Origin of the sequence: Aeromonas sp. s10, from assembly GCF_040907975.1 — a bacterium.
Classification (GTDB): Bacteria; Pseudomonadota; Gammaproteobacteria; order Enterobacterales; family Aeromonadaceae; genus Aeromonas; species Aeromonas caviae.
On sequence record NZ_JBFOCV010000052.1, the window covers coordinates 337452 to 360669 of the forward strand.

Annotated in this window: 22 protein-coding genes; 10 read left to right on the forward strand and 12 right to left on the reverse strand. The window is 62.6% G+C overall.

Annotated elements, in window-relative coordinates; all coding sequences use genetic code 11:
• Window positions 1–13 precede the first annotated feature (13 nt).
• The 7 genes from pstA (at window position 14) to AB5Y59_RS19815 (ending at window position 8142) form a co-directional block, all read left to right on the forward strand.
• Window positions 14–1663 carry a phosphate ABC transporter permease PstA gene (pstA, locus tag AB5Y59_RS19785; protein WP_042864111.1) on the forward strand — a complete coding sequence of 550 codons (1650 nt, stop codon included), beginning with the start codon at window positions 14–16 and terminating at the stop codon, window positions 1661–1663.
• A gap of 104 nt (window positions 1664–1767) precedes the next feature.
• Window positions 1768–2586 carry a phosphate ABC transporter ATP-binding protein PstB gene (gene pstB / locus AB5Y59_RS19790; protein WP_010675264.1) on the forward strand — a complete coding sequence of 273 codons (819 nt, stop codon included), beginning with the start codon at window positions 1768–1770 and terminating at the stop codon, window positions 2584–2586.
• 108 nt (window positions 2587–2694) lie between these two features.
• Entirely contained in the window at window positions 2695–3405 is a 711-nt protein-coding gene (phoU, locus tag AB5Y59_RS19795; RefSeq protein ID WP_029314752.1) for a phosphate signaling complex protein PhoU, read from the forward strand.
• 241 nt (window positions 3406–3646) lie between these two features.
• A complete protein-coding gene (locus AB5Y59_RS19800; protein WP_124244578.1) occupies window positions 3647–4966 on the forward strand; it encodes a hemolysin family protein in 1320 nt (439 codons plus the stop codon).
• Window positions 4967–4984: 18 nt separating this feature from the next.
• Window positions 4985–5527 (forward strand): hypothetical protein, encoded by a 543-nt coding sequence (locus tag AB5Y59_RS19805; RefSeq protein ID WP_180344755.1) that lies wholly within the window; start codon window positions 4985–4987, stop codon window positions 5525–5527.
• Window positions 5528–5820: 293 nt separating this feature from the next.
• Window positions 5821–6723: a homocysteine S-methyltransferase family protein gene (locus AB5Y59_RS19810; protein WP_039040257.1), complete on the forward strand. Its 903-nt coding sequence runs from the start codon at window positions 5821–5823 to the stop codon at window positions 6721–6723.
• A 9-nt stretch (window positions 6724–6732) separates the two neighbouring features.
• Window positions 6733–8142, forward strand: a complete 1410-nt coding sequence (locus AB5Y59_RS19815; protein WP_042864109.1) for a basic amino acid/polyamine antiporter — start codon at window positions 6733–6735, stop codon at window positions 8140–8142.
• A 67-nt stretch (window positions 8143–8209) separates the two neighbouring features.
• Here AB5Y59_RS19815 and AB5Y59_RS19820 read toward each other — a convergent pair whose 3' ends face one another.
• The 5 genes from AB5Y59_RS19820 to AB5Y59_RS19840 form a co-directional block, all read right to left on the reverse strand.
• Entirely contained in the window at window positions 8210–9049 is an 840-nt protein-coding gene (locus AB5Y59_RS19820) for a sterol desaturase family protein (protein ID WP_029314750.1), read from the reverse strand.
• Window positions 9050–9253: 204 nt separating this feature from the next.
• Window positions 9254–9997: an amino acid ABC transporter ATP-binding protein gene (locus AB5Y59_RS19825; RefSeq protein WP_010675257.1), complete on the reverse strand. Its 744-nt coding sequence runs from the start codon at window positions 9995–9997 to the stop codon at window positions 9254–9256.
• Window positions 9981–10103, reverse strand: a complete 123-nt coding sequence (locus AB5Y59_RS19830) for a hypothetical protein (RefSeq protein ID WP_257692682.1) — start codon at window positions 10101–10103, stop codon at window positions 9981–9983. The genes AB5Y59_RS19825 and AB5Y59_RS19830 overlap by 17 nt, the downstream gene beginning before the upstream one ends.
• Window positions 10087–11031, reverse strand: a complete 945-nt coding sequence (locus AB5Y59_RS19835) for an amino acid ABC transporter permease (protein WP_041201654.1) — start codon at window positions 11029–11031, stop codon at window positions 10087–10089. Before AB5Y59_RS19835 ends, AB5Y59_RS19830 begins: the two co-directional genes overlap by 17 nt.
• Before the next feature lie 99 nt (window positions 11032–11130).
• Complete coding sequence (locus AB5Y59_RS19840) at window positions 11131–11919, reverse strand: transporter substrate-binding domain-containing protein (RefSeq protein WP_010675255.1); 789 nt, start codon at window positions 11917–11919, stop codon at window positions 11131–11133.
• A 461-nt stretch (window positions 11920–12380) separates the two neighbouring features.
• Between AB5Y59_RS19840 and AB5Y59_RS19845 the strand changes: the two genes are divergently transcribed.
• Window positions 12381–13508, forward strand: coding sequence for a GGDEF domain-containing protein (locus AB5Y59_RS19845; protein WP_069652540.1), 1128 nt, complete (start codon window positions 12381–12383; stop codon window positions 13506–13508).
• A gap of 108 nt (window positions 13509–13616) precedes the next feature.
• Here AB5Y59_RS19845 and rnk read toward each other — a convergent pair whose 3' ends face one another.
• The 5 genes from rnk to AB5Y59_RS19870 form a co-directional block, all read right to left on the reverse strand.
• The gene (gene rnk / locus AB5Y59_RS19850; RefSeq protein WP_010675253.1) at window positions 13617–14012 is read right to left on the reverse strand and encodes a nucleoside diphosphate kinase regulator; all 396 of its coding nucleotides are present in this window, start codon (window positions 14010–14012) and stop codon (window positions 13617–13619) included.
• Between the two features lie 233 nt (window positions 14013–14245).
• On the reverse strand, window positions 14246–14980 hold the full coding sequence (locus tag AB5Y59_RS19855) for an ABC transporter substrate-binding protein (protein WP_010675251.1): 735 nt from the start codon (window positions 14978–14980) through the stop codon (window positions 14246–14248).
• Between the two features lie 81 nt (window positions 14981–15061).
• Entirely contained in the window at window positions 15062–15745 is a 684-nt protein-coding gene (locus tag AB5Y59_RS19860) for a hypothetical protein (protein ID WP_143237753.1), read from the reverse strand.
• 50 nt (window positions 15746–15795) lie between these two features.
• Window positions 15796–17163, reverse strand: coding sequence for an alkaline phosphatase (locus tag AB5Y59_RS19865; RefSeq protein WP_171865824.1), 1368 nt, complete (start codon window positions 17161–17163; stop codon window positions 15796–15798).
• Between the two features lie 24 nt (window positions 17164–17187).
• Entirely contained in the window at window positions 17188–18579 is a 1392-nt protein-coding gene (locus AB5Y59_RS19870) for an alkaline phosphatase (protein WP_368212545.1), read from the reverse strand.
• Between the two features lie 341 nt (window positions 18580–18920).
• Here AB5Y59_RS19870 and ylqF point away from each other — a divergent pair, with 341 nt between their 5' ends.
• Window positions 18921–19871 carry a ribosome biogenesis GTPase YlqF gene (gene ylqF, locus AB5Y59_RS19875; protein WP_041213141.1) on the forward strand — a complete coding sequence of 317 codons (951 nt, stop codon included), beginning with the start codon at window positions 18921–18923 and terminating at the stop codon, window positions 19869–19871.
• Window positions 19872–20172: 301 nt separating this feature from the next.
• The gene (locus AB5Y59_RS19880; protein WP_324032861.1) at window positions 20173–21321 is read left to right on the forward strand and encodes an MFS transporter; all 1149 of its coding nucleotides are present in this window, start codon (window positions 20173–20175) and stop codon (window positions 21319–21321) included.
• An 89-nt stretch (window positions 21322–21410) separates the two neighbouring features.
• Here AB5Y59_RS19880 and AB5Y59_RS19885 read toward each other — a convergent pair whose 3' ends face one another.
• Window positions 21411–22307, reverse strand: a complete 897-nt coding sequence (locus AB5Y59_RS19885; RefSeq protein WP_368212546.1) for a histone deacetylase — start codon at window positions 22305–22307, stop codon at window positions 21411–21413.
• Window positions 22308–22377: 70 nt separating this feature from the next.
• Window positions 22378–23037 (reverse strand): DUF2057 domain-containing protein, encoded by a 660-nt coding sequence (locus tag AB5Y59_RS19890; RefSeq protein ID WP_039040268.1) that lies wholly within the window; start codon window positions 23035–23037, stop codon window positions 22378–22380.
• Window positions 23038–23218: the final 181 nt, after the last annotated feature.

Genomic DNA, 23218 nt, shown 5'->3' on the forward strand with positions numbered 1-23218 from the left:
TAAGGAATCGACAATGGGTAAGTGGTTTAAATCGGGGGCCCCCTGGATCTGGATGACGGGGGGCGCCGTCAGCCTGAGTCTGGTGGCCGTACTGGGTCTGTTGTTGCTGATTGGCTGGCGTGGTCTGGTCTATTTCTGGCCCCATCCCATCTATGAGTGGCAACTTGAAGATGCAAGCGGCAACAAGAGCGTCCTGATTGGCGAGATCAACGACCGGGAGCTGGTGCCGGTGGAGCGCCTGCGCGCCGCAGGCCAGGCGCTGGAAGGGGAGGAGCGCGAAGAGATTACCCGTTATCTGGTCAAGACCGGCAACCGGGAGTTCGTCGACCTCGATTTTCGCTGGGTGCTGGAGACCGATATCAAATCGCGCACCCAGCCGGCGGAGCTCGCCATGGTGGAACGCGCCACCAACGGCAACTTCTATGGTTACATCACCTCGGTGAAGGAAGATGGCCAGGAGCTGACCACGGATCTGCATCCCGCCTTGCAGCGGGTGCTGGCCCGTGCCAACGGCCTCTCAAGCCAAGCCAACGACCTGCAAAAAGGGGCCATCGGCAGCATCAACTACCAGCTGGAGCGCCTGCGCCTGAAAGAGCGCAAGGCCGAGCTGGATGACAAGCTGACCGATCAGCTTAAAGCCGAGCTGGCGAGCGAGCGTCAGGCGCTCAACGACCGTTACCAGGTGCTGGAGAAAGAGCTCTTCTCCCTGCGTACCCAGGCGGACAGAGACAGCATCACTGTCAAGGACATGCGCGGCGAGCTGGTGACCATGCCGATGTCCCGGGTGCTGGATGTGGTCTGGCCCAACGACATGAGCCTGATGGCCAAGGTGGGTCACTGGTTCCACCAGATTGGCAAGTTCGTCTCCGATGACCCTCGGGAGGCGAACACCGAGGGCGGCGTCTTCCCGGCCATCTTCGGCACCGTCTTCATGGTGATCCTGATGGCCATCATCGTGACCCCGCTCGGAGTGGTGGCGGCGGTCTACCTGCACGAGTACGCGGGCAAGAACAGCCTGACCAAGATCATCCGCATCGCGGTGATCAACCTGGCGGGGGTGCCCTCCATCGTCTACGGCGTGTTTGGCCTGGGCTTCTTCGTCTACACCCTGGGGGGCAGCATCGACCGCCTCTTCTACCCGGAAGCGCTGCCGAGCCCGACCTTCGGCTCCCCCGGTGTCATCTGGTCAGCCCTGACCCTGGCCATCCTGACCCTGCCGGTGGTGATCGTCTCCACCGAAGAGGGGCTGGCCCGGATCCCGAGCACCATTCGCCAGGGTTCGCTGGCGCTGGGTGCCACCCAGGCCGAGACCCTGTGGCGCATCGTGCTGCCCATGGCCAGCCCGGCCATCATGACCGGCCTTATCCTGGCCATCGCCCGTGCGGCGGGCGAGGTGGCGCCGCTGATGCTGGTGGGGGTGGTGAAGCTTGCTCCCACGTTGCCGATGGACGGCAACTTCCCGTACCTGCACGTGGAGCGCAAGTTCATGCACCTGGGCTTCCACATCTATGACGTGGGCTTCCAGAGCCCGAACGTCGAGGCGGCGCGTCCTCTGGTCTACGCCACCTCCTTCCTGCTGGTGACGGTGATCGTCGGCCTCAACCTGACGGCGATCGGTATTCGTAACCACCTGCGCGAGAAATTCCGGTCGCTGGAACATTAATCCAGCCATTACAGAGACGGGCAGGGACCTTCCCTGCCAACCAGATATTCCGGCAGCGGGCAAGACGTTTGCCCGCTGCCACCAAGAGAATTTGAGGTAAACAGATGATCAACGTAACACCGAGTTCGGCCCCGCACACCGCCACCGACCTGCTCAACCTGACCCCGGAGCAGACTGCGCTGGAGGTGAAGGATCTCAACCTGTACTACGGCAACAAGCAGGCGCTGTTCAACGTCAACATGAAGATCCCCAAGGGTCAGGTCACCGCCTTCATCGGCCCGTCCGGTTGCGGCAAGTCCACTTTGCTGCGCTGCATCAACCGGATGAACGATCTGGTGGAGATTTGCCGCATCGAGGGGGAGATCCAGCTGCACGGCCACAACATCTATGACAAGAGCGTGGATGTCTCCGCCCTTCGCCGTCAGGTGGGCATGGTGTTCCAGCGCCCCAACCCCTTCCCCAAGTCCATCTACGAGAACGTGGTCTACGGCCTGCGCCTGCAGGGCATCAATGACCGCCGTACCCTGGACGAGGCCGCCGAGCGTTCCCTGCGCGGTGCCGCCCTGTGGGAGGAGGTGAAGGATCGTCTGCACGACAACGCCTTTGGTCTCTCCGGCGGTCAGCAGCAGCGTCTGGTGATTGCCCGTGCCATCGCCATCGAGCCGGAAGTGCTGTTGCTCGATGAACCGACCTCGGCGTTGGACCCCATCTCCACCCTCACCATCGAGGAGCTCATCAACGAGCTCAAGAGCCAGTTCACCGTGGTGATCGTGACCCACAACATGCAGCAGGCGGCGCGGGTCTCGGATCAGACCGCGTTCATGTACATGGGGGAACTCATCGAGTACTCGAATACCAACACCATCTTCACCACCCCGGCCAAGAAGAAGACCGAAGACTACATTACCGGTCGTTACGGCTAAGGGATGCCGGTGATTGAGATGAGCAAGATGAGCAAGATGGGCATCAACAAACAGATTGGCAGTCAGTTCAACGGCTAAGGCATAATCGGAGCAACAAGGATTACTGGTATGGACAATATGAACCTCAACAAACACATCTCCGGTCAGTTCAACGCCGAGCTTGAGAGCGTGCGCAACCAGGTACTGGTGATGGGGGGGCTGGTGGAGAAGCAACTCACCGACGCCATCGCCGCCATCCATGGCCAGGATCTGGATGCGGCGCGCAAGATCGTGGCCAACGACCACAAGGTCAACGCCATGGAAGTGGCGATCGACGAGGAGTGCACCCGCATCATCGCCAAGCGTCAGCCCACCGCGTCCGACCTGCGGCTGGTGATGGCCATCATCAAGACCATCACGGATCTGGAGCGGATTGGCGACGTGGCGGACAAGATTGCCCGCATGCTGACCGACAACGCCAACAAACCCCAGCCACCGCTGGTGTCGCTGGAGAACATGGGGCGTCGCACCATCAAGATGCTCCACGACGTGCTGGACGCCTTCGCCCGCATGGATCTGGATGCAGCCCTGGCGGTCTACAAGGAAGATGACAAGGTGGACCGCGAATACGAGTCCATCATCCGCGAGCTGATGACCTACATGATGGAAGATCCGCGCACCATCCCCCAGGTGCTCAACGTGCTTTGGGCGGCGCGGGCCATCGAGCGGGTCGGCGATCGCTGCCAGCACATCTGCGAGTACATCGTCTACTACGTCAAGGGCAAGGATGTGCGTCACACCAAGGCCGATGACCTGAGCGATCTGCTGGGCAAGGGCTGATGGGGCGCCTTGGGTGGAGCTCCCGTCGCGGCTGCACGACGGGAATCCAACCCTGATTGAATAAAAAGGCGCTTTGAGCGCCTTTTTCATTGCATGTCACGGCAGTTCAAGATAACGCCACCCAGCGGGCGCTTTTCTGCTAGTATATGGCCCCTGTGTGAGTCCCGGATGGAGTCACGGTCCGGTTTCCCGGGCCCAGTTTGCCGTCTTGTGCTAAGGCGGCTGTAGCAATAGGTTAATCATGAGTTTTGCCGATAGTTTGTTCTTTCTGATGCTGCTGGTCGCCGGCAGCGTGTTCTTCTCACTCTCCGAGATCTCCCTTGCCGCCTCCCGCAAGATCAAGTTGCAGGTGATGGCCGACGAGGGCAACCGCCACGCCGAGAAGGTGCTGGCATTGCAGGCCCAGCCGGGCAACTTCTTTACCGTGGTGCAGATAGGCCTCAATACCGTCGCCATCCTCGGTGGTATCCTGGGGGAATCCGCCCTCAATCCCGCCATCAGGGAGCTGATAGCCGGCTTCTACCAGGGGCCCTGGCTCGGCCAGATTAGCTCTGCGGCCTCGTTCGTCTTCGTCACCGGCATGTTCATCCTGATAGCGGATCTGATGCCCAAGCGCCTTGCCATGACCATGCCGGAGCGGATCGCCGTGGTGGTGGTGCGTCCCATGATGCTGTGCGTCACCTTGCTGATGCCGCTGGTGTGGCTGTTCAACGGCATGGCCAACGGCCTGTTCCGGCTGATGCGCATCTCCATGGTGCGCAACGACGAGATCACCTCCGACGATATTTATGCGGTGATGGATGCAGGTGCCGAAGCCGGTGTCATCCAGCGCGAGGAGCACCAGCTCATCGAGAACGTGTTCGAGCTCCAGTCCTTGGGTGTCACTTCCGCCATGACGGCGCGAGAGAGCCTCATCTACTTCACCCTGCAAGAGGGGGAAGAGAGCATCAAGGCGAAGATCGCCGAGCACCCCCACAACAAGTTCCTGGTGTGCGACCACAACCTCGACAGCATCAAGGGGTTCGTGGATGCCAAGGAGCTGCTGATCCGCGTCATCAGCGGCCAGAGCATCGATCTCAACAGCGGCTCCCTGGTGCAGAACGTCATCATCATTCCCGACACCCTCAACCTCTACGAGGCGATGGAGTACTTCAAGAACCATCGCGGGGACTTTGCGGTGGTGATGAACGAATACGCCCTGGTGGTGGGCATCGTCACCATGAATGACCTGATGAGTACCGTCATGGGGGAGTGGGCCACCCACGTGGTGGAAGAGCAGATCGTCCAGCGGGACGAGAACTCCTGGCTGGTGGACGGGGTGACCCCCATCTCCGACGTGATGCGCGCCTTCGACATCGAGGAGTTCCCGGAAAACCAGAACTACGAGACCATCGCCGGTTTCATCATGTACATGCTGCGCAAGATCCCCAAGCGCACCGACTCGGTCAAATATGCCGGTTACAAGTTCGAAGTGGTGGACATCGACAGTTACAAGATTGACCAGTTGCTGGTCACCCGGGTAGAACCTGTGAGCAATGAGAAGCCCGCTCAGGAATCCTAAAGGAGTTCGTTAGCAATCATGAAGATGAAGACTCATTCCCGTGCGCTGGCCTGTGTGGCGCTCGCCCTGGCACTGGGTGCCTGCAGCCAGAGCGCACCGCGCAAGCCGGTGACGCCTGCCAAACCCGTCGCTCCCCAGCCTGCCGTGGTGGTCCTGCAGCAGGATCCCGATGCGGTGGTGCAAAGCGCCGTGGCAGAGCCCAGCCCGGTGTTCGACGAGGAGTATCACGGCCCGGATCAAGGGTCGCTTGAATCGGTCACCGCCCTGTTTGCCCGGGGTTACATCGAATCCGCCATGCGCGAGACCATGCTGGCGGCGGTGCACAGCGACTATCCGCTGCTCGGCATGCGGGACGTGCGTCTCACTGACCCTGTTGCCAAGTTCCTCACCTCGGCCCAGGCACGCACCACGGCCCACGACTACCTCTATGCCGGGGTGCAGCGTCGGCTGGGCCGCCCCCTCAGCCCCGCCCAGTGGGAGCAGATCTGGCAGGGCTATCCCCAGCAGGGCCGGGTCTCCGACTGGGTCAAGCAGACCAAGCGGGTGCTGGCCGGGCGCTGAGCCCCTGGTTATCGGCGGCTGTGCCCGCCTTGATCCCCTGTTTCACAAGAGGCCACCCCCCGGGGTGGCCTCTTGTCGTTTCAGTGCCTGGCCAGGTGATGCCTGTGCCGGGGAGACCTCCCTTTGCCGCCATCATCCTGAGCTTGCCCGGATTTGTTCGTAGCCCCCGATTGCCTCTTGTTCTACTTTGGGTCATGATATTTGGGATTTCTAGCCGTCTAGATGTTTTGATGGCTTAATGTGGTTTCACACAATAAACACCCGTCATGGCGGGGAGACGCAGAGAGACAGAGATGGACAAGCAGGATTTGTGGGTACTCGATGGCGGTATGGGCCGTGAACTGGCGCGGCGTGGTGCGCCGTTCCGTCAACCGGAGTGGTCGGCACTGGCGTTGATGGAAGCGCCCGAGACGGTGCGCGAGGTACACCAGGCCTATGCGACGAGCGGTGCCCGGGTGATCACCACCAACAGCTATGCCCTGGTGCCCTTCCATATCGGCGAGGCACGCTTTGCCGCCCAAGGGGAGGCACTTGCGGCTCTGGCCGGGCAACTGGCCCGAGACGTGGCCGACGAACAGGGGGGAGCCGTCAAGGTGGCCGGCTCCTTGCCGCCGCTCTTTGGCTCCTATCGTGCGGACCTCTATCAGGCCGAGCGGGTGAGCGAGCTGGCGACACCGCTTATCCGTGCCCTGTCACCCCATGTGGATCTCTGGCTGGCGGAGACCATGAGCCTCATCGCCGAGCCCCTGGCCCTCAAGGCCCTGCTGCCCGAGGACGGCAAGCCGTTCTGGGTCTCCTTTACTCTGGAAGACGAGGCGCCGGGCAGCGAGCCCACCCTGCGCTCCGGCGAGCGGGTGGCGGATGCCGTGACCGCGTTGGCGTCGGCCGGGGTGGATGCCATCCTGTTCAACTGCTGCCAGCCCGAGGTGATTGAAGGGGCGCTTAAGGTGGCCGTCGCCGCGTTGCAGGTTCAGGGGCGCACCGACGTTCGCCTCGGCGCCTATGCCAACGCCTTCCCGCCCCAGCCCAAGGAGGCGACTGCCAATGACGGTCTGGACGAGATCCGCGGCGATCTGGGGCCGCTGGATTACCTCGGCTGGGCCGAGCGCTGGCGCAGAGCCGGGGCAAACCTCATCGGCGGCTGCTGCGGCATCGGCCCGGAACACATCGAGGCGCTGGCCAGCCGGCTGCGTTAAGGAGCGCCCATGAAAGAGAGCAAGATCGGGCTCTGGTCCCTCACTGCGCTGGTGTTCAGCTCCATGGTGGGGGCCGGCATCTTCAGCCTGCCCCAGAACATGGCCGATGTGGCGGGCGCTCGCGCCGTGCTGATCGGCTGGGCCGTCACCGGGGTCGGCATACTGGCGCTGGCCATGAGCTTCCTTTACCTGTCGCGGCTCAAACCCGAGCTCGACGGCGGCATCTACAGCTATGCCCGCGCCGGCTTTGGCGAGCTGGTAGGGTTCTTCTCCGCCTGGGGATACTGGCTCTGTGCCACCATCGGCGTGGTGGGTTATCTGGTGATCGCCTTCGCGGCGCTGGGCAGCTTCGTCGACACGCCGGAGCGGGTCTGGTTTGGCGAGGGCAACACATTGGCAGCTTTTGTCGGCGAGTCCTGCATCCTCTGGGCGGTGCACCTGCTGGTGGCCCGCGGCGTGCAGCAGGCGGCCCTGTTTAATCTGGTGGCGACCCTGGCCAAGAGCCTGCCGCTGCTGCTGTTCATCCTGTTCGCCTGCTACTGGTTCGATCCGGTCACCTTTGCGGCGGATCAGGAGGGCAGCACCCTGGCGGTACCGGTCTCCGAGCAGGTGCGTAACACCATGCTCATCACCCTCTGGGTCTTCACCGGCATCGAAGGGGCAGCGGTGCTCTCGGCCCGGGCGAGAAACAAGCGGGATGTGGGCACCGCCACCGTGCTCGGCGTGGTGCTGGCGCTGCTGCTCTATGTGCTCATCTCGGTGCTGGCGCTCGGAATATTGAGCCGCCCGGAGCTTGCGGCCCTGCCCAACCCCTCCATGGCGGGACTGATGGCCCAGATGACGGGTTCCTGGGGCAAGCTGCTCATCAGCGCCGGTCTCATCGTGTCGGTGCTCGCCTCCTACGTGAGCTGGACCCTCTTCTCGGCCGAGGTGCCGTTCAGCGCGGCGCGTCACGGGGCCTTCCCGGCCATCTTCCGGCGCGAGAACCGCAACGGCACCCCCATCGCCTCGCTCTGGCTCACCAGCCTGACCGTGCAGGGCTGCTTGCTGCTGGTGTGGCTGCTTGGCAAGGGGTACACCAACCTGCTGCTCATCTCCACCTCCATGATCCTGGTGCCCTACCTGCTCATCGGCCTCTTCCTGCTCAAGCTGGTCTTCAGTGGCAAGGGTGGGCAGGGCCGCGGCCTGATGCGGGTGGTGGCGCTGGTGTCGAGCGGTTATGGTTTCTGGCTGCTCTACGCCGCCGGGGTGGAGTACCTGCTGCTGTCGCTTCTGCTCTACGGGCCGGGTCTGCTGTTGTTTCTCTACAGCCGTCGCCAGCTCGGCGCCGAACAGCGGCTCAGCGGGCGCGAACGGCTGCTGGCCGGGGTGACGCTGCTGAGCCTGATCCCCGCCGTCTGGTCCTTCGTTCACGTCTGACCCGGGGGGTGTCCCTGTCATGAAAAAGAGCGCCCCTGGGCGCTCTTTTTTTATCCTGGTCGGTGGGTCAACCGCTGGTGGGGCCCGCCGGTTTGCCAAACAGCACGGCGAGCTTTTGCCGCCAGGGGAGGCCACGGGCCTCTTGCAGCATGTCGCGCCACTCGTGGAAGGTGAGGGTGAGCGGGTTGAAGCTGTGGATTGGCTTGGTGATGCCGAAACGGCACGGCTCGCCCAAGTCTTCTTCCACGAAGGTGCCAAACAGCCGGTCCCAGATGATGAGCACGCCGGCGAAGTTGCGATCGATGTATCTGGCGTTGCTGGCGTGGTGCACCCTGTGGTGGGAGGGGGTGTTGAAAATCCATTCAAGTTTGCCCAGCTTGCCCACCACCTGGGTGTGGACGAAAAACTGAAAACCCAGGCTCAAGAGTACGGTGGCCACCACCGCCTCGGGGGGGAAGCCGATGAGGATCATGGGGATCCAGAACAGCCACATGCCGGAGACCGGGTACATCAGGCTCTGGCGAAAGGCGGTGGAGAGGTTGAGCCGCTCCGAGCTGTGGTGCACCACGTGGGAGGCCCAGAGCCAGCGCACATGGTGGCTCGCGAAGTGAAACAGCCAGTAGCAGAGATCCTGCAACAGAAAGAGCAGCAAGAGGCTCCAGAGGTTCAGTTCGATATCGAATAGTCGCCAGCCCCAGAGGGTGTCATAGAGATAGGCGATGGCAATGGCTGCCAGGGCATCGCCCCCCTGATGCATCAGTGCCAGGGTGGCATTGGCGAAGAGATCCTTCCACTGGTAACCCGCCGTGGGATAGGCGGTGCCGTGTTTTCGCAGGTAGAGCATCTCCCAGCCGATGAAGACCAGAAAGAGGGGCGAGAGGTAGAGCAGGAGCAGTTGCACATCCATGTGAGCCATCCGGTTGGACCAGTTGGATGTCAGCATACCGGATGAATTTAAAATTTCATTAACATCCTTGCTCGTTGGCGTGGTGACAACCCGATGGCAAAAGGCTGCGGAAAGGAATGCGCCAGGGAGATGATCTGGGGGGTGAAGAAGGCAAGCATAGAAGAGGGAGCCATGGGCTCCCTCTTCGTGCTGGTGCATCGCGGGTTATAGCACCTGGCTCAGGAACTGGCGCAGGCGCGGGGAGGGGGGATTGTCGAAGAAGTCGGCGGGTTTCTCGTCCACCAGCAACTCGCCGCTCTCCATGAAGAGCACCCTGTCCGCCACTTCCCGGGCAAAGCCCATCTCGTGGGTCACCACCACCATGGTCATCCCTTCGCGGGCCAACCCCTTCATGACGTCCAGCACCTCTCCCACCATTTCGGGGTCGAGGGCGCTGGTGGGCTCGTCGAACAGCATGATGCGCGGCTGCATGGCGAGCGCCCGGGCAATGGCCACCCGCTGCTGCTGGCCGCCGGAGAGCTGGGAGGGGTAGCTCTGGGCCTTGTTGGAGAGACCGACCTTGAGCAGCAGGGCCTTGGCCCGCTCCTCAGCCTCCTGGCGAGAGAGCCCTCTCACCTTCTGAGGGGCCAGGGTGATGTTGTCCAGCACCGTCAGGTGAGGGAAGAGGTTGAAGGACTGGAACACCATGCCCACCTCTTCCCGCAGCTTGTTGACATCCCCGGGTTCGGTGAGGCTGATGCCGTCGACCACGATATTGCCATCGTTGATGGTCTCCAGCTGGTTGAGGGTGCGCAGGAAGGTGGACTTGCCCGAGCCGCTCGGCCCCACGATCACCACCACTTCCCCTTCGGCCACCTGGGTGCTGACGTTTTTCAGGGCGTGCACCTCAGTGCCGTAGAACTTCTCTACACCGGTTGCCTTGATGATGGGATCAGTTGCAGCGCGCATAGTTCACCTCCAGACGACGCACCGGGAAGGGGCAGGGAGTGCCGGTGATGGCAGAACGTTTCGACACCGATGGCGCCTTGATAACGGGATCAGTTGCTGCGCGCATATTTCACCTCCAGACGACGCACCAGGAAGGAGAGAGTGCCGGTCAGCACCAGATAGAGCAGAGCCACGGTGAACCACACCTCGAACGGGCTGAAGGTGGAGCTGACCACTTCGCGCCCCGCCTTGGTGAGATCCGTGATGGAGATGACGGAGACCAGAGAGGAGTCCTTGATGAGGTTGATGAACTGACCCGCGAGCGGTGGCAGCACCCGTTTGAAGGCCTGGGGCAGGATGACGTAGCGCATGGTCTGGGCCGAGGTCATGCCAAGGCTTCTGCCCGCTTCCATCTGCCCCTTGTGAATGGAGCTGATGCCGGCGCGCACGATCTCCGCCACGTAGGCGCCGGTGAAGACCGCGAGCGCCGCCACACCAGCGGTGAATCGGTCGAGGTTCAGCACGGTGCCGATAAAGAAATAGACGATGAAGATCTGCACCAGCAACGGGGTGCCACGGATGAGCTCCACATAGGTCACGGCCAGGTTGCGCAGGGCCGGATTGGGGGAGAGGCGGGCGAGCCCGGCCAGGGTGCCAAGCAGGATGGCGAAGATGCCCGCCACCAGGGAGAGCTTGACCGTGACCCAGACGCCCCAGGCGATGGGGCCGGCGGTCCAGCTCAGTTGCACATCCAGGGTATCGCCGAGGAAGACGGTATCCCCTTCAGCCAGCTGGGAGCCCTTGGGTGCGATGGCCTGACGGCGGCTGGGGTCGAGATCGTCTTGCAGGAAGAGCTGTCCCTTGTCCGCGACCACGGTGCCGTCAAACTCGGCATAGTGTTTCTGTTCTGCCTGATAGGCGATGTACTGGGGAATGCGTTCCCAGCGCCAGGTGTAATCCACTGCCTGCACGGCCTTGTAGATGCCGAAAATGGCGGCCAGCACCAGCAGCAGGAAGATCCCGTGCCAGAGCAGCTGATTGGGCTGTTTTTCCATCTGTCTTGTGAGTTTGGGGTTGATCACTGTCACAACCTCTTTTGTCGTTATCGTGTGGGGAGTCTGCGTGAAGGGGCGGCATGCCGCCCCTTTGAGAGGTTATTTGAGCTGGTTCAGCCAGGCGGTGGATTCAAACCACTTCTTGTAGAGACGGTCGTAGCTGCCGTCGCCCTTGATCTGGCGCAGGTAGTTGTTGAACCAGTTGAGGGTGTCCTGATCCCCCTTGCGGATGGCCCAGGCCAGCGGCTCGAAGGTGAACGGCTTGTCGAGGTGCACCACGGCGCCCTGGTTCTGGGACGCGAAGATGGCGTTGTAGGGCAGGTCGTAGACGAAGGCATCCACCTTGCCGTTGATCACTTCCAGCTTGGCGTCATCCTGGGTTTCAAACTGCAGCAGGGTGGCCTTGGGGATCATGCGCTTGACCGCTTGCTCGCCGGTGGTGCCGAGTTTGACCGCGATCTTGTATTTGGGATCGTTGAGGTCTTGGAAGGATTTGATTTCGCCCGCCTTGTCCTTGCGAAGCACGATGGTCTGGCCGACGACGATGTAGGGATCGGCAAAGTTCACGCGCAGGTTGCGCTGGGGAGTGACGGTCATGCCGCCCATGATGACGTCGAACTTGTCGGTCAAGAGCGCGGGGATGATGCCGTCCCAGGCGGTGTTGACGAACTCCACCTTCACGCCCATCTCCTTGGCGACCATCTTGGCGAGATCCACGTCAAAGCCGATGTACTGGCCCTGCTTGTTGGTCATCTCGAAGGGTTGATAGCCGGCATCGAAGCCGACCCGCAGCACACCGCGCTCCAGCACGGCATCCAGGGTGGAAGTGGGCGCGGCGTTGGCCAGCCCGCACAGCAGCAGGGTAGAGAGAATGAGTTTTTTGATCATAAATGACGTCTCTGTCGTAAATGTGGTCGGCCTTGAACCTGCTCCCGTGCGACTCCATGGCACAAGAGACTGCTGCATCCGGCAGCAGGCAAGACAGGATTATTGTCTTGGTCGGGGCAAAAGCCCCATATGAGATTCTATGAATGGTTCGTTGGATGAAAAATGTACCAAAACCTGTTTGTGCCAGAAGACTCAATAAGTTATGGAGACTTTTATCCCTCGTGGTGACTCATAAAACCACATGAAAACAACATATCTATCTAATGGCGCCGGTTCAAGTGCAAAATATCCGGCGGCCGTCTCGGTGGAAAATCCGGGCACAGACAGGGCGTTGTCCGGCACGCTTCACGGGGAATGGGGCGTGCGAGTCGGGCAAATATTTTTGCCCGGCCCATAGGCTCCCTCTGTGTCTTGTCATGGGCTTCCCATATACTCAGCCATCCCCATTGGAAGGTTCGGGAATGGACGCCTCAATTCTGCTCAATCTGGACGTATTTACCCTGATGTTGATGGCCCTCGGGGGCTACAGCCTGGGATTCATCACCCTCTCCATCATCTGGTCGACCCACAGGGAAATACCCGGTCTCGGGCTCTGGTGGTGGTCCAGCCTCTGTGCCCTGGCGGCGCAATCGCTCTTCTTCATGCAGGCATTTTCCCCCCATATCGCGGGGATCTGGCTGGCCAACCTGCTCATCACCTTCTGCCTCGCCCTGATGCCACTCGCCATCCAGCGCTTCTTCGGGGAGCCGCCAAACTGGCGGGCATTCACCCTCTTCATGCTGGTCTATCTGCTGATCCTCTGCTGGAGCGTCATCTTCAACGACAAGATGGCCCCCCGGGTGCTGCTGGCCTGCCTGAGCTACATGATGGTGGGGGCGGTGATTGTCTGGCTCATCTGGCGCCATGGCTACCCTGACTATCTGCCTGCTGTGCTGGTGTTCACCGTGGTCAACATCCTGCTCTACGGTTTCAATCTGGTGCGCATGGGGGCCCTGCTCGGCGGCGAGGTGCGGGTCCTGATGGATCAGCATGCGGTCAATGTGCTCCCCTTCCTCTCCATGCTGATGGGCAACTATCTGTCGACCTTCGGGGTGCTGCTGCTCTGTACCCAGTACCGGGCCCTGGCCCTGCGTCGACAGGCCAGCCAGGATCCCCTGACCGGCCTCCTGAACCGGCGCGGCTTCATGGACCACTGCGTGACGATGGCAAGGCAGGGGGCGCTGGTGGTGCTGGATCTCGACGACTTCAAGCAGATCAACGATCGCCACGGTCACGAGACCGGGGACAGGGTGCTGGAGGCGGTGGGTCGCTATCTTGCCGGCCAGCGGGATCTGGTGGCCAGCCGCTTCGGCGGGGAGGAGTTTGTGCTGCTGTTGCCCGAGCGGGACCCCCTGGCCCAGCAGGCGCGCTGCGAGCAGATCCGCCAGGGGATAGAAACGCTGGGGCTGAAGGGGGTCCGGGTGACGGCCAGCCTGGGGTGGGCGCCCAGCGCCCGCGAATGGCACTTTGACACCCTGTTCAGCCAGGCCGATCGCGCTCTCTATCAGGCCAAGCGGGAGGGCAAGAACCGGATTTGTCAGGGGGCCTGATCCCCCGTCAGGTCATGCCCGGCCGGTGGCCCTTGGCTCCGACCGGACAAAGGCATACCGAGTCAGCTACCTGGTCGCATCAGACCAGAATGGCCGCCTAGCCGCCTGTCAGCGGTGCAGCTCCCCCGCGCGTTCCGGCTGATAGACCACTTCCAGGATCTCCACCTGGATGGTGCGACCGGCCGGCCCCGGCCAGGCGATGCTGTCACCCACCTTGAGCCCCAACAGGGCGCTGCCCACTGGCGCCAGCACGGAGATCTTCGATTCGTCCCCCTGCACATCCTTCGGATAGACCAGCGTCAGGCAGAAGTCGTTGCCGCTGTTTTGCATCTTGAAGCGCACCGTGCTGTTCATGGTCACCACGTCCGGCGGCATGTCGGCGGGTTCGCGGATCTCGGCGCGATCCAGCTCCTCTTGCAGGGCCAGGTGCTGGGGGTGGTTGCCAAGCAGCTGTTCAATGCGATCCAGATCCAGGCTGGAGATGACGAGATGAGGCTGTTTCATAGGGTATTTCCTTATCAATGACTGAAGGGACCAGGATGACGGGCAGACTGGTCGACAAAAAACGGTGCAAGGGTAAAAAGCAGACAGCAAAAGCGATGCCCCCGAGCGACTCGCGCAGCGGGGCGAGGGCGGGGGCTCAGCGGGGTGTGAGCGTACTGGAAAAAATCATGATTGCTTTCATGGAGATACCATAACCATTCTGGGGTGGTTTGGCAATTGGACTGACTGTCTCATCAGGGAGCCTGGTAATCGTACTGGTGCAGGATGCGCGCGAGACTGCCATCCTCCCTCATTTCCTGAATGACCCGGCGCCAGCGCAGCGCCTCGCTGCGGGAGAAGCGGGGACTGGCGGCCAGGTAGAGGGTGCTCTGCTGCAAGGTCTCGCCTCGCACCAGATCCGGGAGCGGCAGACCCGCCCGCTGCTGGTTGTAACGGGCGGTGTTCCAGGCCACCGCCCATGCCTGGATGCGGCCGCGCGCCAGCTTGCTGGCGTTGCTGACCTCCTCGGTGACCAGCTCCCGGGTCACCCCTGTCAGCGGCTGGATCAGGCTCTGGCTATGGGAGCCACGCATCACGCCAACGGTGAGACCTGGCAGTGTCTTCATGGAGAGCGGCGCTGGATGGTGACGGCGATGGCTGACCAGCACGAAGGCCTCCTCCAGCAGGGGGGCAATCCAGAGAAACAGTGGTTCGCGCTGGGGATTTCGGGCCGGGGGCAACAACAGGACATCCGGGCGGTGGCTGGCCTGGCTGAGGGCGCGAGCCAGCGGCATCAACTCGATCTCGAGCGGTTCCCCGAGGCGGCGGGCAGCCTCCTCCAGCACCTCGATGGCCATGCCGCTCGGCGCACCCTGCTGGGCGCGGATCACATAGGGGGGAATGTCCGCGGCCACGACGACCACGGCACGGGCCGAAAAGGCGCAGACGATCAGAGGGGAGAGCAGCAGAAGCAGAGTAACAAGGCGCATGGATGTTCGGGTCCGGGATGAGTACAGAGAGTGTAACATCCCGTTACGCCATGTCAGCCAGGCGATTGCCGCCTGGGGGGATCAGTCGAAGAAATCCCGCAGATCCAGGGTCTGGTACCCTGCCAGTTGCTGCCAGGGGAGGGTCTTTGGCAGCGGCTTGAGCGTCACCTCCATCCGGTAGCTGCGATAACCGTCGAGGCTTGCCGACTCCACCACCAGGGGCAACTGCCAGCGGCTCGACCAGAGGATGCGGGTACGCTGGCGACCTTCGCGGGTCTCATACCAGTTCGCCTGGTCGGGGGCGGCCTCATCCAGCGGTGTCATTCCCTCTAACAGGGCAGGGTTGATGAGGTGGCGGATCCGCGCCCACTCCGGCTTGAAGGCCACCTGGCCGTACTCCTCCTGCGGCACCTCCACCAGCTGGTTGTGCCAGGCATCGGCGTAGCGCAACTGGAGTGTGTCTCCCTCGCTGCGGGTGACCCAGCGCGCCGCCATCTGGTGGGTGAAGTGCTTGTGGCCGGGGCGGGCATCGTGGGTGGCGTGATAGGCACGGGCCAGGGGAACGGGAATGAGCCGCTGGCTCCACACCTGGTCACCGACCCGCAGCCACTTCTCCTGCCACTGGCTCTCCCGGGTGATGCCGTCGCTGCCGGTAGCCCTGTCCACGTAGCGGATGCGGGCGGCCAGATCGGGCACCTCGTCGGCCAGGAGGGGGAAGGAGAGGGCGCTGCCCAGCAGCCATAAAGAAAGCAGATATTTCATCATCGTCTCTCGCTCGACGGAAAAGGTGCCCGGCGCGGTGCCGGGCCCCTTTATCACAGGCCGAGGGCCTCCCTGAGCTTGCCGAACACCCGGGTGTTGTCGAGGGTGCCCTTGAACTGGCTGCTGCCTGCGCCGCCCGCGAACAGCATCACATCGCCGCCGCCGTGAGTCTCGGAGCCGAGCTTGACTCCGGTCTCCTGCAGGTAGTCATCCGCCATCACTTCATCGCTGGTGAGGGTGGGGCGCTGGTCCTGGCGGTTGGGGCCGTTGCCGAACACCAGAGTAGTGAACGGCTTGCCGTCCGCGTCGTTCTGGGTCGAGCCATCGGCGTTCTTGACCAGATCCAGCACCTTATTGCCCTTGGCGGAATAGCCGTTGATGGTCATGGTGTGGTCGTGGTCGGCGGTGACCACGATCAGGGTATCGCTCAAATCCACTTTGCCGAGGGCCGTCTTGACCGCCTCGTCCAGCGCCACCGCATCGGTCAGGGATCGCTTGGCGTTGGTGGCATGCAGGGCGTGGTCGATACGCCCCCCCTCCACCATCAGGAAGTAGCCCTGGCTGTTCTGGCTGAGCAGATCGATCGCCTTGGCGGTCATCTCGGAGAGGGACGGCTGGGTACTGGCCGCCCCCTTGGCGACGCGGTCCAGTTCGTAGTCGAGGTGGGACTTGGTGCTGAACAGCCCCAGCACCTTGCCCGAGTTGACGGCAGAGAGCTCATCCTTGGTGGTGACATAGCGGTAGCCCCGGGCGGTCAGCTCGGCGGTGAGATCCCGGCCGTCGGCCCGGCCGCCCTTGTTGCTGGCACTGTAGGGCGTCCAGTGGTTGGCGCCGCCCCCCATCAGCACATCGACCCCATCCCCCAGCGCCTGGTTGAAGCCGGCTCCGCCTGGTACCGCCTGCTCGGCGATAGCGTAGGCCGCATCCCGGTGGCAGATATGGGAATAGGTCGCCGCCGGGGTTGCATGGGTGAGCTCAGTGGTCGTGACGGCCCCCACCGACTTGCCCGCCGCCTTGGCCAGCTCGAGAAGGGTGGGCACCGGGCTCCCGTTGTCGCTGGTGCAGTTGTTGATGCCCTTGTTGCCGTTGGCATCCTTGGACGGTGCCACTGCCCTGGTGTCGCTGCTCATGGCGATCACCTCGTTGTTCATCTTGACGCCGGTGGTGTAGGCCGCCATGGAGGGGGCGGAGTCCGTGGTCTGGGCATCGTGGGAGAAGGTCTTGATGCGCGCGCTCTGGGGCAGTTTCATCATCTCGAGATCCCCCTCTTCCCCCACCTTGAACAGGCGGGTGGCGGTGAGCACGGTGGGGCCCATGCCGTCTCCGATAAAGAGGATGACGTTCTTGGCATCGGCGGCGTGCGCCTGGGAGAGGCCGCCAAGCGTGCCGAGCAGGGCGGTGCAGACCAGCGTCTTTTTCATGGTGATGTTCATCCTGATAATCCCTTACAGCTTGGCCGCAGCCTTGATCTTGCCGAACACGGCGGTGTTGTCGAGAGAGCCGTGGAAGCGCTCCGCCCCCTGGCCGATGGCGCCGAGGAAAACATCGGTACCGCCGTGGGTCTCGTTGCCTATCTCGCCCACCTTGACCACCACCTCCTGGTGATAGTCGTCGGCGGAGGCGGTGGCGTCGTCGAGGGCCGCCACGCTGCTGCGCGGGCCATCCACTCGGTTGTAGCCGTTGCCAAAGCCGATGATGGTGTAGGGCATGCCATCGCTATCCTTGCTCGGCTCGCCGGTCTCGTAGTTCTTCACCAGCCCGAGCACGCCCGCATTGCCTGCCGTGGTCTTGCCGGTGCGCTTGGCGTACCCGTTGAGCACAAGCGTGTGGTCATGGTCGGCGGTGACCACGATCAGGGTGTTTTTCAGCTCGGGATCGGTTTTCTTCACTTCATTGATGGCGGCCAGGATGGCGTTGTCGAAGGCGAGAGTATCCTGCAGGGCGCGCTTGGCGTTGGTGTCGTGCAGGGCGTGGTCGATACGCCCCCCTTCCACCATCAGGAAGTAGCCCTTCTCTTTGCCCTTGAGCTGCTTGATGGCAGCCAGGGTCATCTGGGCCAGTGACGGCTCGCTGGCGGGCCGGTCCAGGTCATATTTCATGTGGCTTGAGCCAAACAGGCCCAGCAGCGGCTTGCTCGCATCGGCCTGGTTCAGCTCGTCCAGGGTGGCGGCAAACTGATAGCCCTTCGCCTTCATCTCGTCGATGAGGTTGCGACCATCGGTCCGCTTGCCCTTGTCGGCGCTGGGCAGGAAGAAGCCGCTGCCGCCCCCGAGCACCACGTCCAGCCCCTCCTTCAGGGCGCTGTTGTAACCGCTGCCCCCCGGCACCATCTGGACGGCGATATCAGCCTCCAGGTCCCGGTTGCAGATATGGGCATAGGTGGCGGCCGGGGTGGCGTGGGTGACCCGGGTGGTGGTGACCACGCCGGTGCCACGGCCATCGGCCTTGGCCAGCTCCAGCAGGGTGGTCACCGCTTTGCCGCCGCTCTGGCTGCAATCGCTCTCCTGGGTGGCGTCGCTGTCCATGCTGATGACGCCGTTGTTGCTCTTGACCCCGGTCATGTAGGCCGCCATGGAGGGGGCCGAGTCGGTCACCTGGGCATCGTGGGAGAAGGTCTTGATGAAGGCCGTTTCCGGCAGGGTGTCGATGGTGAGGCTGCCCTCTTCGCCGACGCCATAGATCCGGGAGGCGGTGAGGGTGTTGAGACCCATGCCGTCGCCGAGGAAGAAGATCACGTTCTTGGCGCTGGATTCCGGGGTGTTGCTGTCGTTGTTGGAGTTGCAGCCGGCGGCCAGGGCGGCGCCTATCATCACTGCAAGTCCTGCCATCTTTCTCATTGGGGTTCGCTCCTTGTGAAACCTGAGCGCAGCCTAGAGGGGGCAGATGACACTTTTAGTGAAGAGAGATGACAATACGGTGAAAGCGCCTTGCAAATGTTATCTTATATCAATGGGTTATGTTGATTGTGTTTTGCCACTCACCTCCCGGTGGCGTGGTGGGCATCCGGCCACCCGGGTGACAACACCCGGCCAGAATAGCCTGTCAAATCGGGGCCGCAGCAGGTAAAATGCGCCCCCTTGCGATGAGTGCCAGCGGTCTGGCGCATCACCACGCACCCGCAACCCCGAGCGCCCGCAGCCCCGAGAGGGGACCGCATGCCAATGAGAGAGTAACGGATATGTCCATCAACTGGTTCCCCGGCCACATGCACAAGGCCCGCAAAGAGATTGCAGAGGTCATGCCCCAGGTCGATGTCATCATCGAGATGCTCGACGCCCGCATCCCCTTCTCCAGCGAGAACCCCCTGGTGCCGGAGCTGCGCGGGGAGACGCCGGTGATCAAGGTGCTCAACAAGGCAGACCTTGCCGACCCCGAGATCACCGCGCTGTGGGTGGCCCACATGGAGCAGGAGAAGGGGATCAAGGCTCTGCCCCTGACCCAGCAGGAGCCTACGATGATCAAGCAACTGCTGACCCTGTGCCACGAGATGCTGCCGGAGCGCAACTTCGAGCTGCGCGGGGTGCGCGCCATGATCATGGGCATCCCCAACGTGGGCAAGTCCACCCTGATCAACACCCTGGCGGGGCGCATCATCGCCAAGACCGGCAACGAGGCGGGGGTGACCAAGTCCCAGCAGCGGATCAAGCTCGACAACCACGTCATCCTGACGGACACCCCTGGTTTCCTGTGGCCCAAGCTCAATCCGCCCTCCTGCGGTTATCGACTGGCGATCACGGCGGCCATCAAGGATACCGTCTTCGATTACGCCGACATCGCCATGTTTGCCGCCGACTACTTCATCAAGGCCTATCCGGAGCGCATCAAGGCACGCTACCAGCTGAGCGAGCTGCCGGAGACCGAGATCGAGCTGCTGGATCTCATTGCCCGTCAGCGCGGCTTCATGCGCAAGGGGGGGCTTGCGGATCTGCACAAGGCCTCGGAAATCCTGGTCAATGAATTCCGGTCCGGCATGCTGGGGCGGATCTCCCTGGAAACGCCAGAGATGGTGAGCGTCGAGATAGTGGAAGCCGAGGCCGAGGCTGAGCAGAAAGCCAGGGAGAAGGCGGAGCGGGAAGAGGAGCGCCAGGCCCGGGCTCGTCGCAAGTACGCCAAGAAGCGTCAGCGCTGACCGGCGTTGTGCACGATAGGTTGTGCTTGTTAGAAAGAAGAGGCGGCCCTGGGTCGCCTCTTCTGGTCATGGCGCTCTGGCGTGAGGGAGGCAAAGGGGCGATATTCAACCGCCCGGTTCCCTTCATCATGACCAAGGTGCCGGCCAATCAAGGGGATGAGGCTCCCGCCAGGGGAGGGCCGTGCCGCGTTGCCATCACGGTGGGCAGAAAAACCTTGCGACCCGGCCTCAGTGCCGATTGACAAAGGCACAGGCGGTGGCATGATGCGCTCGCATTTTGCATCTCCCCACGGTTCTATCCATGACCACATACTCCCGCCCGGTGCTGCTCCTGCTCTGTGGCCTGCTGTTACTGACCCTAGCCATCGCGGTATTGAATACCCTGGTGCCGCTCTGGCTCGCCCATGAGCATCTGCCCACCTGGCAGGTCGGCATGGTCGGCTCCTCCTATTTCACCGGCAACCTGCTGGGAACCCTGCTGGCGGGCAGACTCATCGCCCGCTGCGGTTTCAATCGCAGTTACTACCTGGCCAGTGCGCTCTTTGCCGCAGGCTGCGTCGGGCTCGGCATTACCCTGGCGTTCTGGAGCTGGCTCGCCTGGCGATTCATCGCCGGGGTCGGCTGCGCCATGATCTGGGTGGTGGTGGAGAGCGCGCTGATGTGCAGCGGCAACGCCCGCAATCGGGGTCGCCTGCTGGCCGCCTACATGATGGTCTATTACGTGGGCACTGTGCTTGGGCAACTGCTGGTGAGCAAGGTGCCGACGTCGCTGATGGCGGTGCTGCCCTGGGTGATTGCCCTGGTGTTGACGGCCATGCTGCCGCTCTTGTTCACCCGCATCGCCAGTCCGTCAGGCAACCACCAGGCCAGGACTCCGGTCTGGCCGATGCTGCGCCTGCGTCAGGCGCGTCTGGGGGTGAACGGCTGCATCCTCTCCGGCATCGTGCTGGGGGTACTTTATGGTCTGATGCCGCTCTATCTGAACCACCAGGGGGTGAGCGACGGGGCCATCGGCTACTGGATGGCGGTGATGGTGAGCGCCGGCATCCTGGGGCAATGGCCGGTGGGACGTCTGGCGGATCGTTTCGGGCGCCTGCCGGTGCTGCGGGTACAGGTGCTGGTGGTGATCCTGGGGGCCATGGCGATGCTCGGCAACGCGGCCATGGCACCGACGCTGTTCATTCTGGGGGCCGCGGGCTTCACGCTCTATCCGGTGGCCATGGCCTGGGCCTGCGAGAAGGTGGAGCAGCATCAACTGGTGGCCATGAACCAGGCGCTGCTGCTGAGCTACACCATCGGCAGCCTGCTCGGGCCGACCCTGACGGCGCTCTTGATGCAGCACTACTCGGATCATCTGCTGTTCATGGTGATTGCCGGGGTCTCCCTTGTCTATCTGCTGATGCTGCTGCGCAAGATGGGCGAGCACCCGACGCCGATGGCCCATGCCTGAGGGCAGACGGCGTCATCATCCCTGTGCACGTATATAGAAGAGGCGACCCAAGGGTCGCCTCTTTTTCGTCATGGGCCGGGTAGTGCCGCTCAACCAAACCGGTGCCTTGCTGCTTCAAAGAGCGAGAGGTGCAGCGGGATCAACTGCTGCCAGTCTCGCCGGTAACCCCCTCCCGGTACGGCGGTGATGGGCAGCCCGTGGCGAAGCGCAGAGTCAAAGACCATGGCATCGCGCTGGCGCACGCCTGAGTCGCTCAGGGAGAGGTAGCCCAGCTCGTCGTCCCGGTGCACATCCACCCCGGCCTGATAGAGGATGAAGTCGGGGGCGTAGAGGCGATGAGCCAGGGCGAGGGCCTGGTCCAGGGTCTCGAGATAGGCGTCGTCCTCCATGCCGCTTGGCAGGGGAAAGTCCAGATGGGAGGCTGGCTTGTGGCGGGGGAAGTTGTGTTCCCCGTGCAGGGAGAGGGTGATGATGTCACGGCTGCCCGCGCACAGGGCAGCGCTGCCATCTCCCTGATGGACATCGAGATCCACAATCAATACTCGCTCGCAGAGTCCCTCGTCCAGGCAGGTTCGCGCCGCAATCACCAGATCGTTGAAGAGGCAGAAGCCGCTGCCAAACCCCCGGTGGGCGTGGTGGTAGCCGCCGGAGATCTGCAGTCCGCAGCCTTGTGCAAGGGCGTGGCGGCTGGCGGCCAGGGTGGCGCCGACCGAGTGCAGGGTACGTTCTATCAGCAGGGGAGACCAGGGAAAGCCGAGCCGGCGAATGGCCCCTTCATCGAGGGTGCCGGCGAGGGCGGCCTGTACATAGGCCGTATCGTGCACCTTCTCTATCTGCTCACGGCTGGCAGGGGCGGCCTGTGCCAGCGGATAGTCGAGGGCGACAAGGCGTTCAAACAGCGCCTGGTACTTGGCCAGGGGGAAGCGGTGACGCTCGGGCAGCGTCAGGGCGGAGTAGTGGGGGTGATAGAAGATGCGCAGTGACATGAAGCATCGGCCATGAACGGGTATGAAAAAGGGGAGCCAGGCTCCCCTCGATGCAGGCGTGCGATGCGCCTTACTGCTGCTGGATCACCCAGATCTGGAAGGCTTTGCGGGTCTCCGCATCGGCCTTGTTGTACCAGCTCTGCAGCTGGGTCAGGGCTTCCGGGTTGCTCATGGCCTTGCTCGGGGCCACTTCCACCGGTGCGCTGGCGGCAGCCATCACGGCGGCGGTGGAGACGGAAACGGTCTTGGGCTGGTTGAAGGCCTTGCCCATCTTCAGCAGCTCCTGCTGATAGTCACGGGTCAGCTGGAAGCCACCCACGGTCGGCATGACGAACTGCTCGGATTTCAGAACCTGGCCGGTGGATTTGTCTTTCAGAACGACGTTCTGTTCCTTGACGAAACGCTTGGCTTCTTCTTCCTTGCGGGGCTTCTTGAAGTCGAGGAAGAGTTGCTGGTTGTCGGCGGCGGTGAAGTTGATCACCAGGGGCTCGGCGGTGACCAGCTTGGTTTCACTGCGGCTGGAGTAGTTGCCCTCGAAGGCGACCACGACCTGGTGCCTGCCGGGCTCCAGGGAGAAGACGGTGGCTTTATCGAGCAGCTGGGGGTTGACGGGTTCGCCATCGAGCAGCTGGATGACATAGGGATTCGTAATTTCCAGTTGGCTAGCGGCCAGGGCGCTACCTGCCCACAACAGACCAGCCAGGGCCGGTACCAGAACAGTCAGTTTCATTTCATCTCCTTGAACAGTCAGGCAATTGCCCACTGAAAAATAGGGGGTCATTTTTACAGGTTTGCCCCACAGCGGCAATAGCCGTTTATGGCGCCTTCCGGTGTGCGGGGTGTGGATCCCGCTGCCCCGAGCCCTGCGGGCAGCGTGCTCTTCTATCTTCCTGCCCCCTCCTGACATGAGG